Source organism: Streptomyces sp. NPDC050433, assembly GCF_044458565.1.
Lineage (GTDB): Bacteria > Actinomycetota > Actinomycetes > Streptomycetales > Streptomycetaceae > Streptomyces.
Genome location: NZ_JBITIB010000002.1, coordinates 414842 through 428414 on the forward strand (window position 1 = coordinate 414842; position 13573 = coordinate 428414).

General features: G+C 71.9%; 14 protein-coding genes. 8 read left to right on the forward strand and 6 right to left on the reverse strand.

Annotated elements, in window-relative coordinates:
* The first annotated feature begins 72 nt into the window (after positions 1 to 72).
* The 3 genes from tdh (at position 73) to ACIBLA_RS04570 (ending at position 3347) form a co-directional block, all read left to right on the forward strand.
* Complete coding sequence (gene tdh, locus ACIBLA_RS04560; protein WP_363244864.1) at positions 73 to 1104, forward strand: L-threonine 3-dehydrogenase; 1032 nt, start codon at positions 73 to 75, stop codon at positions 1102 to 1104.
* Between the two features lie 73 nt (positions 1105 to 1177).
* Complete coding sequence (locus ACIBLA_RS04565) at positions 1178 to 2365, forward strand: glycine C-acetyltransferase (protein ID WP_363244863.1); 1188 nt, start codon at positions 1178 to 1180, stop codon at positions 2363 to 2365.
* Between the two features lie 67 nt (positions 2366 to 2432).
* A complete protein-coding gene (locus tag ACIBLA_RS04570) occupies positions 2433 to 3347 on the forward strand; it encodes a LysR family transcriptional regulator (protein WP_363244862.1) in 915 nt (304 codons plus the stop codon).
* Positions 3348 to 3385: 38 nt separating this feature from the next.
* On the opposite strand, the gene ACIBLA_RS04575 is transcribed toward ACIBLA_RS04570, so the two are convergent.
* Both ACIBLA_RS04575 and xylB read right to left on the reverse strand, forming a co-directional pair.
* On the reverse strand, positions 3386 to 4516 hold the full coding sequence (locus ACIBLA_RS04575) for a hypothetical protein (protein WP_399197721.1): 1131 nt from the start codon (positions 4514 to 4516) through the stop codon (positions 3386 to 3388).
* 136 nt (positions 4517 to 4652) lie between these two features.
* Positions 4653 to 6128: a xylulokinase gene (xylB, locus tag ACIBLA_RS04580; protein WP_399197722.1), complete on the reverse strand. Its 1476-nt coding sequence runs from the start codon at positions 6126 to 6128 to the stop codon at positions 4653 to 4655.
* A 250-nt stretch (positions 6129 to 6378) separates the two neighbouring features.
* Between xylB and xylA the strand changes: the two genes are divergently transcribed.
* Positions 6379 to 7548 (forward strand): xylose isomerase, encoded by a 1170-nt coding sequence (gene xylA, locus ACIBLA_RS04585; RefSeq protein WP_363244858.1) that lies wholly within the window; start codon positions 6379 to 6381, stop codon positions 7546 to 7548.
* A gap of 197 nt (positions 7549 to 7745) precedes the next feature.
* Here the strand turns inward: xylA and ACIBLA_RS04590 are convergent, their stop codons facing one another.
* The 4 genes from ACIBLA_RS04590 to ACIBLA_RS04605 form a co-directional block, all read right to left on the reverse strand.
* On the reverse strand, positions 7746 to 7883 hold the full coding sequence (locus ACIBLA_RS04590; RefSeq protein WP_363244857.1) for a hypothetical protein: 138 nt from the start codon (positions 7881 to 7883) through the stop codon (positions 7746 to 7748).
* 345 nt (positions 7884 to 8228) lie between these two features.
* Positions 8229 to 9467 (reverse strand): ROK family protein, encoded by a 1239-nt coding sequence (locus ACIBLA_RS04595; protein ID WP_363244856.1) that lies wholly within the window; start codon positions 9465 to 9467, stop codon positions 8229 to 8231.
* Positions 9468 to 9709: 242 nt separating this feature from the next.
* The gene (locus tag ACIBLA_RS04600; protein ID WP_363244854.1) at positions 9710 to 10132 is read right to left on the reverse strand and encodes a hypothetical protein; all 423 of its coding nucleotides are present in this window, start codon (positions 10130 to 10132) and stop codon (positions 9710 to 9712) included.
* A complete protein-coding gene (locus ACIBLA_RS04605; protein WP_399197723.1) occupies positions 10132 to 10599 on the reverse strand; it encodes an ATP-binding protein in 468 nt (155 codons plus the stop codon). Before ACIBLA_RS04605 ends, ACIBLA_RS04600 begins: the two co-directional genes overlap by 1 nt.
* Before the next feature lie 200 nt (positions 10600 to 10799).
* Here ACIBLA_RS04605 and ACIBLA_RS04610 point away from each other — a divergent pair, with 200 nt between their 5' ends.
* The 4 genes from ACIBLA_RS04610 to ACIBLA_RS04625 all read left to right on the forward strand — a co-directional run bounded on the left by ACIBLA_RS04610 (position 10800) and on the right by ACIBLA_RS04625 (position 13551).
* Positions 10800 to 11660 carry a helix-turn-helix transcriptional regulator gene (locus tag ACIBLA_RS04610; protein WP_363244852.1) on the forward strand — a complete coding sequence of 287 codons (861 nt, stop codon included), beginning with the start codon at positions 10800 to 10802 and terminating at the stop codon, positions 11658 to 11660.
* Positions 11661 to 11897: a DUF397 domain-containing protein gene (locus ACIBLA_RS04615; protein WP_363244851.1), complete on the forward strand. Its 237-nt coding sequence runs from the start codon at positions 11661 to 11663 to the stop codon at positions 11895 to 11897. It begins immediately after the preceding gene.
* A 144-nt stretch (positions 11898 to 12041) separates the two neighbouring features.
* Positions 12042 to 12842: an SAM-dependent methyltransferase gene (locus ACIBLA_RS04620; RefSeq protein WP_363244850.1), complete on the forward strand. Its 801-nt coding sequence runs from the start codon at positions 12042 to 12044 to the stop codon at positions 12840 to 12842.
* Between the two features lie 274 nt (positions 12843 to 13116).
* On the forward strand, positions 13117 to 13551 hold the full coding sequence (locus ACIBLA_RS04625; protein ID WP_399197724.1) for a YchJ family protein: 435 nt from the start codon (positions 13117 to 13119) through the stop codon (positions 13549 to 13551).
* The last annotated feature ends 22 nt before the right edge of the window (positions 13552 to 13573 follow it).

Below are 13573 nucleotides of genomic sequence, written 5' to 3' on the forward strand. Positions count from 1 at the left end.
GCGGCAGATTGGTGCCGGCATCGATCAGCACCACCCGCACCGTTCGCACCCGCACCGCCTGGAGCCGCCCCGATGAAGGCACTTGTGAAGCTGACGGCCGAGCCGGGGCTCCGGCTCACCGATGTACCCGAGCCGGAGGCCGGCCCGGCGGACGTACTCATCAAGGTGCTCCGCACCGGCATCTGCGGCACCGACCTGCACATCCGTGCCTGGGACGGCTGGGCTCAGCAGGCGGTCGAGACGCCGCGTGTCCTGGGCCACGAGTTCGTCGGCGAGGTCGCGTCCGTCGGTGCCGACGTCCGGGACATCGCCGTCGGTGACCTCGTGAGCGGCGAGGGGCATCTGGTCTGCGGTAAATGTCGCAACTGTCTTGCCGGACGCAGGCATCTGTGCCGCAGCACGGTCGGACTCGGTGTCGGCCGCGACGGCGCGTTCGCCGAGTACGTCGCGCTGCCCGCGTCGAACGTCTGGGTCCACCGCGCGCCCGTGGACCTCGACATCGCGGCCATCTTCGACCCGTTCGGCAACGCCGTGCACACCGCGCTCACCTTCCCCCTCGTCGGCGAGGACGTGCTGATCACCGGGGCGGGCCCGATCGGCATCATGGCGGCGGCCGTCGCCCGGCACGCGGGCGCGCGCAACGTCGTGATCACGGACGTCAGCCCCGACCGCCTGGAGATCGCCCGCAAGGTCGGCGCCACGCTCGCGCTCGACGTGTCGGACCCCGACACCGGCATCGCCGAGGCGCAGCGCAGGCTGGGCCTCAAGGAAGGCTTCGACATCGGCCTGGAGATGTCCGGCCGCCCCGAGGCGATGCGCGACATGGTCGACAACATGACGCACGGCGGCCGGATCGCGATGCTGGGGCTGCCCGCGCGGGAGTTCGCCGTCGACTGGGCGAAGATCGTGACCTCGATGATCACGGTGAAGGGCATCTACGGCCGTGAGATGTACGAGACGTGGTACGCCATGACGGTGCTGCTCGAAGCCGGACTCGATCTGGCGCCCGTCATCACCGGCAGCTACGCCTACGAGGACTTCGACGCGGCCTTCGACGAGGCGGCCACGGCCACCGGCGGCAAGATCATCCTCAACTGGGCCTGATCCCCGCGGGCCCGGCCCCGCCCTCCCGCGCAGTACCCCTCGCCCCGCTCACTCTTCCCACCGGGAGCCCCCTGTGTACGCCTCCGTCCGCGACGACCTCCGCGCCACCCTCGACGAGATCCGCGAGGCCGGCCTCTTCAAGCCCGAGCGCGTCATCTCCACCCCGCAGAACGCGTCCGTCGCCGTCTCCGTCGCCGAAGGCGACGTCCTCAACTTCTGCGCCAACAACTACCTCGGCCTCGCCGACCATCCCGACGTCGTCGCGGCGGCCAAGGACGCGCTCGACCGGTGGGGCTACGGCATGGCCTCCGTACGCTTCATCTGCGGCACCCAGGAGATCCACAAGGAACTGGAGCAGCGCCTCTCCTCGTTCCTCGGCCAGGAGGACACGATCCTCTACTCCTCCTGCTTCGACGCCAACGGCGGCGTGTTCGAAACGCTCCTCGGCCCCGAGGACGCCGTCATCTCCGACGCCCTCAACCACGCCAGTATCATCGACGGCATCCGCCTCTCCAAGGCCCGCCGGCTGCGCTACGCCAACCGCGACCTCGCCGAGCTGGAAGCGCGCCTCAAGGAGTCGCAGGACGCGCGCCGTCGCCTGGTCGTGACGGACGGCGTCTTCTCCATGGACGGTTACGTCGCGCCCCTCGCCGAGATCTGCGACCTCGCCGACCGCTACGACGCCCTGGTGATGGTCGACGACTCCCACGCCGTCGGCTTCGTCGGCCCCGGCGGCCGGGGCACCCCCGAACTGCACGGTGTGATGGACCGCGTCGACATCATCACCGGCACGCTCGGCAAGGCACTCGGCGGCGCGTCCGGCGGTTACGTCGCCGCCCGTGCCGAGATCGTCGCGCTGCTGCGCCAGCGCTCGCGCCCGTACCTCTTTTCCAACTCCCTCGCCCCGGTCATCGCCGCCGCCTCGATCAAGGTCCTCGACCTGCTGGAGAGCGCCGACGGGCTGCGCGAACGGCTGAAGGCGAACACGGCACTCTTCCGTACGGAGATGACGGCGGCCGGGTTCGAGATCCTGCCCGGTGACCACGCCATCGCCCCCGTCATGATCGGCGACGCCGCCGAGGCGGGGCGGATGGCCGAGCTGCTGCTGGAGCGCGGGGTGTATGTGATCGGGTTCTCGTACCCCGTCGTTCCGATGGGACAGGCGCGGATCCGGGTCCAGCTGTCGGCGGCGCACTCGGCGGACGACGTACGGCGGGCGGTGGCGGCGTTCGTGGACGCGCGCGAGGCGCTCAAGGCCTGAGGGCGGCCCTGCGAGGGCCCTGAGGGCGGCCGATCCGTAAGCAGCCCTGGCCTGGCAGTATGGCCGAATGATCGACCCCCGGCGGCTGCGTATCCTGCGTGCCGTGGCGGACCACCGCACGGTGACCGCCGCGGCGGCGGCGCTGTACCTGACCCCGTCGGCCGTCTCTCAGCAGCTCGCCGCGCTGGAGCAGGAGACCGGCCACGCGCTGCTGTCCCGCAGCGGCAGGGGCGTACGGCTGACGGCCGCCGGGGAGATCCTGCTCACGCACGCCCACGAAGTGCTCGCGCAGCTGGAGCGGGCCGAGGCGGAGCTGGCGGCGTACGCGGGCGGCGCGGCCGGTGAGGTCACGGTCGCCGCGTTCGCCACGGGGATCGCCGAGGTGCTGGCCCCCGCGATCGCGCACCTCGCCGATTCGCGGCCGGGCATCCGCGTACGGGTACGGGACTCCGAGGGCGACGAGAGCCTGCCGTTGCTGCTCGACGGCCAGGCGGACGTGGCGCTGGCCGTCGAGTACCGGGGCGCGCCCACCGAGGACGACCCGCGCCTGTCGCGCGTACCGCTCTACGCCGAGCCGTTCGACGCGGTCCTGCCCGAGGGGCACCCGCTGTGCCGCGAGATCGAGGTTCCCCTCGCGGAGCTGTCGGACAGCGACTGGATCAGCCCGTATCCGGGCAACCCGTGCCACGAAGTGATGCGCCTCGCCTGTGAGTTGGCGGGCTTCGAACCGCGCCTGGTGCACTCGTCGGACGACTTCCGCGCGGTGGTCGCCCTGGCGGGCGCCGGCGCGGGGGTGGCGCTCGTGCCGCGCTCGGCGCTGCGCGGGATGGAGCTGAAGGGCACCGTGGTGCGCCCGGTGTCCGGCCCGCCCGCCACGCGCCGGGTCTTCGCCGCGGTGCGCAGGGGCGCGGACCACCACCCGCTGATCCGCCCGGTCCTGGACGCGCTCACGGAGTCGGCGTCGGGCCTGACGACCGGCTGACCGGGCCTGACCGGGTCTGTCCGGCACTCACCGGCGACCTAGGTGAGCAGCCGCAGCACCAGCACCGCGACGATGATGATCACCGCACCGGCCGCGATCAGCCGCCGCTTCAGCCGGTGCGAGAGCGTCGCGACGACTTCGAGACTCCGGGCGCCGGGGAAGACGTGGAAGACCCGGTTCGGATCGTCCACCAGCTCGACACGGGCCAGTGGGCAGGTTTCGAGAGTCACCCGCCGGGACAGCTCCAACCGTCCGCGCGCGAGGTGGGCGGCGAGGGCGGCGCGGTGCTCGCCGTGGACGCCGTGGACGCCGGAGGGCGCCGCGCCGCCCGCCGGGATCTCGCACGGCTGCCACCGGGCGGCGGTGGTCAGCCGCTCCCGGACCCTGTCGGGCCAGTCCGGCCGGGGCAGCGACAGGGTCGCGGTCTCGTGTGCGTACTCGACCGTCCCTTCCACCCAGTGCGTGAGGCTGCCCTTGCCGCCGCACACGTCGTGCGTGCCGACCCCGCGCCCCGAGCAGCGCGCGCATGTCTCGCGTCCCCGGCCCCCGCAGTGCGGGCAGCGGACCCTGCCCCGGCCCGAGCAGCGCGGGCAGGCGGCCTCCGGCGTTCCGCACACCGCGCACGTGATCCGCTGCGCGCCGGGTGCCATGGCGCCGGGACCGGTGGCGGCGGGGCGCGCTTTCGTCGTACGCGTCCGGCGCGTGCCCGTCTTCTCGCACGCCGAGCACGGTGCGACATTCAGGCACCGGTCGCACGGCGGCGGCTCGTTGCGGCAGGTGCACGGATGCTCGCCGCTGCCCGAGCAACTGGCGCACCGCTGCGTACCGTTGTCGCACGGGCAGGGCACCGGCCGGTAGGAGCCCGTGCGGATCAGGGTGAGCTTGCCGGGTCCTTCGGGCGCCGGTAAGGGGTGGTCCTCGATGGCGCCTTCGTAAAGAGGTAACGCCGACAGATCCTCTGTACCGAAGGCGGTACGGGATCTCTCCTGACGTCGCTCGGTGAAGCGGACGATCCGGCAGCGCAGCAGTTGCCGTCGCTCGACGTCCCGGAGCCGGTCGGGACGGATCGGCGCCCCGCCGCTCTTGGCCACGTACGGGGCGAGGGCCTTGAGTATGTCCGTGTCGGGCAGTGCGTCGGCGAGCGCGTCGTCGTTCGGTGCGTCGGACATGGGCGGGTCTCGTCCTCCTCCGGCGCGCGGCGACGCCGCGCAACCCGCAGGGTAGGGCGGTTCCTGAGCCACCATCAAGAGGGCGACTCGGGCCAGGCACCGGCGCGTTTCGTACACCGGTGCCGGCCCGCACCCGCTACGACAGCAGGCTCGGCGCCGCCCGGTCCAGCACCGAGCCGACGCGCTCCCATGTCTCCATGTCCCGTGCGACCGACGGGAGTTCAAGGCCGTCGCCGGTCCGCCAGGACGTGGCGATCGCCACCGGGTCCTCGTCGGTGGCCGCCGACGCCGCCAGAGCCGCCGCGCCCAGGGCGACCAGTTCGCCGCTCTCCGGCACGATCACGGGCCGGCCGGAGAGGCGCCGTACGGTGTCCACCCACGTACGGCCCTGGGCGCCGCCGCCCACCAGGCGCAGCGGCCGGGTCGCCACCGCCGGGTCCGCCGGGTCGAGGCCGCAGGCGCGCAGGACCTCGTCGAGCGCGCGCAGGACCGTGTACGCCGCGCCCTCGTACGCCGCCCCGAGCAGCTGCTGCGGCGTCGTGTCGTGCCGCAGGCCGGTCAGCAGGCCGGCGGCGGTCGGCAGGTCGGGGGTGCGTTCGCCGTCGAGGTACGGCAGCAGCACCGCCTCGCCGCCGGGCGCCGCGTCCTCGCGGTCCAGGCGCAGCAGTTGGGCGACCTTGTCGACGGCGAGCGTGCAGTTCAGGGTGCAGCCGAGCGGCAGGAACGTACCGTCGGCCGCCGCGAACCCGGACAGCGCCGCCGACGCGGGCCGGGTGCGGGTGGCGGCGAAGACCGTGCCGGACGTGCCGAGGCTCAGTACGGGGTGGTCCAGCAGCCCGGCGCCGCCGAGACCGAGGCCGACGGCCGCGCTCATGTTGTCGCCGGTCCCGGCGGCGACCGCGATCCCGGCGGGCAGTCCCAACTGCTCGGCGGCGGACGCGGTGAGCGAGCCGACCCGCGCGGCGCCGGTCGGGGCGACGGCCGGCAGCCGCGACTCGTCGAGGCCGACGAGCGCGAGCAGTTCGGGGTCGTACGCCCCGGTCGCCGTCGAGTACCAGCAGGTGCCCGACGCGTCACCGGGGTCGGTGGCCGCCGTACCGGCGAGGCGTTCGGTGAGGAAGTCGTGGGGGAGCCGGACGGCCGCCGCCGCGTCGGCGGATGCGGCGTCGTTCTCCCGGAGCCACTGCCACTTCGCCGCCGTCATGGAGGCGACCGGCACGGATCCGGTCCTGGCGGTCCATGCCTCGGGCCCGCCCAGTGCCTCGGTGAGCGCGGCGGCCTGCGGGGCGGAGCGGGTGTCGTTCCACAGCAGCGCGGGCCGCAGCGGCTTCCCGGCCGCGTCGAGCACCACCAGGCCGTGCTGCTGCCCGGCCACCGCGATGCCGGCGACGGCGGACGCCGGTACGCCGGACTCCTTGAGCCCCATGGCGACGGCCTCCCGCAGCGCCTGCCACCACACCTCCGGGTCGGTCTCCCGCGCCCCGGCCTCGCCCGTCACCCGGTGCGGGGCGCGCCCGACGGCGAGCAGCCGCCCGGTCGCCGCGTCGGTGAACGCCGCTTTGGTCGACTGGGTGGAGCTGTCGACGCCGATGACCACCTGGCTGTGCGGCACGGTCGTACCTCTTCCTGAGTCCGGGCTTGCGGCGGGATTTTGGCCGCAGGCCAACAAATTACGTGATGTTGTCGTGCATCCGGCAGGGGTGAGCGTCATTTCCTTGGCCGAGGCGGTGTTCGACCCCTCGGACACGGTTGGGCGAACGCGGGGTCTTTTCGGTGTCCACCCAGACGTGCATTATTAGTCATGTCAGGAAACAAAAAGGTCTGCACCTGCCGGACCTGAGGTATCGAAGGCGGCCAGAGAAATGACGGAACGCTTCACTCCCACCCCCGCGGACAAGTTCAGCTTCGGTCTGTGGACGGTCGGCTGGCAAGGCAGGGACCCGTTCGGAGACGCGACGCGCCCGGCGCTCGATCCCACCGAATCCGTAAAGCACCTCGCCGAACTGGGCGCGTACGGAGTGACCTTCCACGACGACGACCTGATCCCGTGGGGCTCGTCCGACGCCGAGCGTGAGGCGCACATCAAGCGCTTCCGGCAGGCGCTGGACACCACCGGGCTCGTCGTGCCGATGGTCACGACCAACCTCTTCACCCACCCCGTCTTCAAGGACGGCGGCTTCACGGCGAACGACCGCGACGTCCGCCGCTTCGCGCTGCGCAAGACCCTGCGCAACCTCGACCTCGCCGCCGAGCTGGGCGCCAAGCGGTTCGTCGCCTGGGGCGGCCGGGAAGGCGCGGAGTCCGGCGGCGCGAAGGACGTACGCCTCGCGCTCGACCGGATGAAGGAGGGCTTCGACCTGCTGGGCGAGTACGTCGTGTCGCAGGGGTACGACATCAAGTTCGCCATCGAGCCCAAGCCGAACGAGCCGCGCGGCGACATCCTGCTGCCGACCGTCGGCCACGCGCTCGCCTTCATCGAGCGCCTGGAGCGCCCCGAGCTGTACGGCGTCAACCCCGAGACCGGCCACGAGCAGATGGCCGGGCTGAACTTCCCGCACGCCATCGCGCAGGCCCTGTGGGCGGGCAAGCTGTTCCACATCGACCTCAACGGCCAGCACGGCACCCGCTACGACCAGGACCTGCGCTTCGGCGCCGGTGACCTGCGCGCCGCGTTCTGGCTGGTGGACCTGTTGGAGTCGGCGGGCTGGGACGGCTCGCGGCACTTCGACTTCAAGCCGCCGCGCACCGAGGACTTCGACGGGGTGTGGGCGTCCGCCGCCGGCTGCATGCGCAACTACCTGATCCTCAAGGAGCGCGCCGCCTCGTTCCGCGCGGACCCGGAGGTCCAGGAGGCGCTGCGCGCCGCGCGCCTGGACGAACTGGCGCAGCCGACCGCGGCGGACGGGCTGGCGGGTCTGCTGGCCGACCGGAGCGCGTACGAGGACTTCGACGCGGCGGCGGCGGCGAGCCGCGGCATGGCCTTCGAACACCTCGACCAACTGGCCATGGACCACCTCGTGGGCGCCCGCTGACCCGCCGCACCGTGTCCTGACACCCCCGCGCGTACGGCGCCGGGCCGCCCGGCCCTGCCCGCGCGGGGCCGGGCGGCCCGCGCGCGATCCCCGCCGGGTGCCGCTTCGCGAGGCGGGCCCCGGCCGTCCGGTGGCGCTCGGTCCGGCCGCCGCGCGGCCTGCGCTTCCGCTTCCGAGACGTGACCTGTGTGCCGGTGCTACTCCGTGCAGCGTGCGCTGCGGCTTCGCGTACCGGGCCCTGGCTGTCCGGTGGTGCCCAGTTCGGCGCCGCGCGCCGACCCGAACTCCTCGCGTCGCGCGACGGAGCCGGTGCGGCGTGTGTCGACGCCCGTCATCGTCCGGAGCCTTCGGGCATCCGCGCGACAGCGCCCTGGGCCTGCGTCGGTGGCCCGCCGGTCGTGGTCCGAAGGCCCCTGCGCATCCGCGTGTTGTCCCGGTCCCGGTTCGGTGTCTGGCGACGTCCGCCGCCGTCGCCCGTCGGCGCCGCCGACACTCCAACTCCCGTGCTCCGCACGGTTACGCGCTCGCGCGGTCCACGTGCGCCACCGGGTCCGTCAGGACCGCGGGGACCAACCATGGCTGCCGCGCCCCCGCGCCGCGTCGCCCGGTCCGGCGCCGACCCGGGCTCCGCGCCGGCGCGCGTCGGCGCCGGCGACACCCCAACCCCCGCGCCCCGCGCGCTACGCGCTCGCACGGTCCGCGTACGCCACCGGGTCCGCCAGGACCGCGCGGACCACCAGGGCCGCCGCGCCACGCGCCGCGTCGCCCGCCGAGGATGACGCGCGTAGCCTGCCACTGTCGCGCGGCCACAGGCCGGACACCACCCGGTCCGTCAACTCGCCGTCGGCGGGCGGCGACAGCCACGGCATCAGGCTCCGGTAGATCCCGCCGAGCACCACCGCGTCGGGGTCGAAGAGATTCACCGCGCCCGACAGCACCCGGCCCAGCATCCTGCCCGCCTCACCGATCGCGGTGATCGCGCGCTTGTCGCCGCTCCTGGCCAGCGCCTCAAGCTCCGCCACGCCCGGCACCCCGGCGTTCTCGTCGAGCCCGGCGCCCCGCAGGAGCGCCGATTGGCCCGCGTACTGCTCCAGACAGCCACGCGAGCCGCACCGGCACAGCGGCCCCTCGGCGTCCACGACCACATGGCCGATCTCACCGGCGAACCCGTTTGCGCCACGCAGCAGTTCACCTTCGAGCACCAGCGCGCCACCGACACCGATCTCGCCCGACAGATAGAGGAAGCTGCGGATCCCGCCGAGGCCGCCGAACCACAGCTCGGCGAGCGCCGCCAGATTGGCCTCGTTCTCCGAACGCACCGGCAGCGGCGGCACGGCGGGCTGCGCCTCGGCCAGCGCCCCCGCGAACAACTCCTCGGCGGGCACCTGGTTCCAGCCCAGGTTGGGCGCCTGGCGGACCGTACCCCCGGACACCAGACCGGGCAGCGCGAGCTGCACACCGACCGGGGAAAGGTCCTGCTCCGCCGCCGAGTCGAGGGTGCGCGCGGCGATCCGGGCGGCACGGGCGAGGACTTCGGCGGGCGCGGCACCGCGATTGTCGAGGTGCTCGGTGAGGCGCACCCGGTCGGTGCCCGACAGGTCGACCACGCACACCGACACGTAGTCGATGTTGATCTCGACACCGATACCCGCCGGACCGGAGCGCGTCACCTTCAGTACGGTGCCGGGCCGCCCGGCCTGCCCGCTGAACGTCTTGCCGGACTCGGACAGGAATCCGCTGTCCAGCAACTGCTCGACCAGCGACGACACCGCGGCCCGCGTGAGCCCGACTCGCGCGGCCACACCGGCCCTGGTCGCTTCGCCCTCGTCCCGTACGGCGCGCAGCACCAGGCTCAGATTGTGCCGGCGCACCGTCTCTTTGTCGGCCTTGGGACCGAGCGATGTGTGGTTGCTGTTCATGGTGCGGTCGAGCCTATGTGATCGGTATCCGGACGGATGGCCGATCCCAACAGATCAATGGCCCTTCCAGACACTTGCTCCGTGGTCAACGGCCGTCCGGCGGGCGCCTCCCGCAGGCCGCGCAGCCGGGAGCGCACACGGGAGTTGCCGGCGGCCGACGAGACGAACTGGAACTCGCTCTCCCTATAAGGACGCGTCCTTATACACGGACGCGTGCGCCACCCCACGAAAAACGCCGGCCGTCAGCCCCGCTGCCGCACCGGGATCTCTCCCTGCCGCCGCGCCTCCCACGTAGGCGTCGTCCCCGCGAGCTGGCACACCATCAGATAGAAGGGGATCGGCGGGGTGTACGGCGTGGGTGCGTCCGGCCAGTGGATCAGCCGGGGGTGCGTGGCCGGGACCAGGGTCCCGGAGACGTAGCGCGCGGGCAGCGGCCAGTCCAGTTCCTGATCCGAGCCGGCGGGCACGATCCACCACCACCAGTCGGTGTCGGCGAAGACGCAGCCGGTACTGGGCAGCCTGCCCATCAGCCGGAACCCGTGCCGCGCGGGGACGCCCACCGCGTCACAGCCGAGCGAGGCGGGCAGCGTCGGCGGCAGCGGCAGTTCCGCGAAGCCGCTCCGCTCCTCACGCAGCCCACGGGCGAACCGGCGCAACGTACCCATCAACACGGTTGCCCCTGCCCCGCCTCGTGTGGCAGCTCCGCCCATACGACACGCCCGGCGCCGTAACCGGATGTGTCGTGCGTTCCCCAGCAGCTGCTCATGGCGTCCACGAGGAGCAGTCCCCGGCCGCCCTCGTCGTCGGACACGCGGTGCAACTGCGGCCCCATGGGGCCGAAACCCTGGTCCTCGACCGCTATGCGCAGCTGGCTTTTCTCTTCGCGCAATTCGCAGATGACATGGTCACCGGGCGCGTGCACGACGGCGTTCGTGACCAGCTCCGAAATGATCAGAATCGCCGTCTCAAGCGTCTCGATCGTGGTGCCCCAACGGTCAAGGCGCTCACGCGTGAGCCTTCTGGCGCGGCAGACCGACTCCGCGTGGGCGGGCAGTGCGAAACCGTATCGGCGGACAACGTTGCCACGGCACACGGTCATCAGTGGGGGGGTGAGCGCGTTACCAGGTGCCACGACCGATTCCTAACGGTGGGGAAGCAGCACCGTGCGAAACCTCCGGGCGGAGCACGACGACTGCGTGAACTGGTTCAGCGAACCACTCTGGACCCGTGCGAGACACTTGGCAAGTGGCACTGTGAAATTTTCAGAGTGCCGTGTTCTTCGTGGCAAGGGCATGGCACACTGCTGGCAACCGTGCATGGGGAGGTTCCAAAGTGAGTGAACCGCGGTCTGCCCCGACCGTGGGACAGGTCGTACTCGGCAAACGCCTGATGGATCTGCGCGAGAGAGCCGGCCTGAAACGCGAGGAAGCCGCGAAGCTTCTCCGGGTGGCGGCGGCCACCGTCCGCAGGATGGAGACCGCCGAGGTCACGCTCAAGGTCCCCTATGTGCAGGTGCTTCTCCGGGCCTACGGAGTCGGCGACGAGGAAGTGGCCGCCTTCGTCGAGCTGACCGAGGAGGCCAACAAACCCGGCTGGTGGCAGCGGTTCCACGACATCCTGCCGGACTGGTTCAGCATGTACGTCAGTCTGGAGGGCGCCGCCTCCCTGATCAGGGCGTACGAACCGCACTTCGTGCCGGGGCTGCTCCAGACGGAGGGGTACGCCCTGTCGGTCATGCACGCCGGCGCCGTGGGGCAGGTCCAGCCGGAGGCCATCGACCGGCATGTGGCGCTCCGTATGCAGCGTCAGTCCCTGCTCACACGGTCGGACGCGCCCAAGCTGTGGGTGATCATGGACGAGACGGTGCTCTGCCGTCCCGTCGGGACGCCGGAGATCATGCGCGAGCAGATCGACCGGCTCGTCGACGCGTCCGAGATGCCCAATGTGACGCTTCAGATCGCGGAGTTCTCCTCCGGACACCACCCCGGAACGTACGGGCCGTTCGTGCTCTTCCGTTTCGCCATGCCCGAACTGCCCGACATGATCTACAGCGAGTACCTGACCGGCGCCGTCTATCTCGACGCGCGTCCCGAGGTGGCGACCCACCTTGAGGTCATGGACCGCATGGCGGCTCAGGCTGCAACTGCACAACGCACGAAGGAGATCCTCAAGGATGTCCGCAAGGAGCTGTGAATGGATCCGATATACAACGGCATGCCCGCCACCGACCTTGGCGCCGACGGCTGGCACAAGCCATGGAGCGGCGGCAACGGCGGCAACTGCATCGAGGCCATGAAGCTGGCCGACGGCAGAGTCGCCGTGCGCCAGTCCAACGACCCTGACGGCCCCGCGCTGATCTACACCCATGGCGAGATCGCCGCGTTCATTCAAGGCGCCAAGTCCGGTCAGGCCGACTTCCTGCTGACGTGACCTGATCCGGCCCGCACCTGGCCGGACCCACCGGACCGACCGGACCGACCGGACCCGACGAGCCGACAAGGCCCGATCGGATCTCAGCTCACCTGTTCCTTGCCACTCGTTCTTGCCAGTGACGCCGAGACCCATGGAGCGCATATGACCGGGCACGACCCCATCGACACCAGCAGGCCGCACCCGGCCCGGATGTACGACTGGTTCCTCGGCGGCAAGGACAACTATCCCGTCGACGAGGAGATGGCTCGGCAACTCCTCGAACTGAACCCGCTCGGCCGGGAGATGGCCAAGTGCAACCGCGCGTTCATGCACCGGGCCACCCGCTGGCTCGGCGCCACCGCGGGCGTGCGCCAGTACCTCGACATCGGCACGGGTATCCCGACCGAGCCCAACCTGCACCAGATAGCGCAGGAGGTCGCCGCCGACTCGCGCGTCGTCTACACCGACAACGACCCCATCGTGCTGCGGCACGCGGAGGCGCTGCTGCGCAGCAGCCCCGAGGGCCTCACCGAGTACATCCAGGCCGACGCGCGCGAACCCGGCAAGATCGTCGAACAGGCCGGGAAGATCCTCGACTTCGACAAACCGGTCGCCCTGTCGCTGATCGCGCTGCTGCACTTCGTCCCGGACGAGGACGGCGCGCACGAGCTGGTACGCAAGCTGCTGGAGCCGCTGGCGTCCGGCAGCTACCTGGTGATCTCCCACGTCACGGGGGACTACGACCCGGAGGGCTCGGAGAAGGCCGCCGAGCTGTACAAGGCGAAGGGCGTGCCGCTCGCGCTGCGCTCACGCGAGGAGGTCGGGCAGTTCTTCGACGGTCTCGAACTCGCCGACCCCGGCATCTCCCTGGTGGCCGAGTGGCGGCCGGAGCTGGGCGAGGTCGTCTTCGTTCCGGACAACGGACTCATTCCCGGCTTTGTGGGCGTGGCCCGCAAGCCCTGACACAGGACTTTCACGGTTCGGACCGGCGGGGGGTCCGGACGGGCAAGCGCCTGGGCGCCGCAGCACTCTCGGGGGGTGCAGCGGCGCCGAGGCGTTTCCCGACCCGGCTCCGGACCGCAGAGGACCGCGTGTGCGCCACGTCACAGCGCCGAGCCGGCCCCGGTGCCCCGGATGCTGGGGGAGTGGCCCCGCGACCGCCCAGCGGCCCCCTGGCCCCTTTCTCGGCCCTCCCCTCCCGGCCCGCAGGGCGTCCGGCGCCGGGCACAATATGTGGATGGCCCCACGCCCCCCACGCCCCGCGCGCCGCCCCCTACGCCCCACGCGAGACACCGCGCCCTGTCTCTGCGGTCTGCCCGCCTCCTACGGAGAGTGCTGCGGGCGGTTCCACTCGGCGGCAGCCGCCGCCCCCACCGCCGAGCGGCTGATGCGTTCCCGCTACAGCGCCTTCGCGGTGGGCAACGAGCCGTATCTGCTGAGCAGTTGGCACCCCACCACCCGCCCCTCGCGCGTCGATCTCGACCCGGCGATGCGCTGGGCGGGCCTGGAGATCCTGGCCACCACCGAGGGCAGCGCCTTCCACACCACGGGCACCGTCACCTTCCGGGCCCGCTACACCCGTCGCGGCGAGGAGGGCGCGCTGCACGAGCGGAGCCGTTTCGAACGGCACGAAGGCGCCTGGGTCTACGTCGAGGGCACGTTCGTCGAATAGCCGCCCCCCGCCCGCCCGCCCG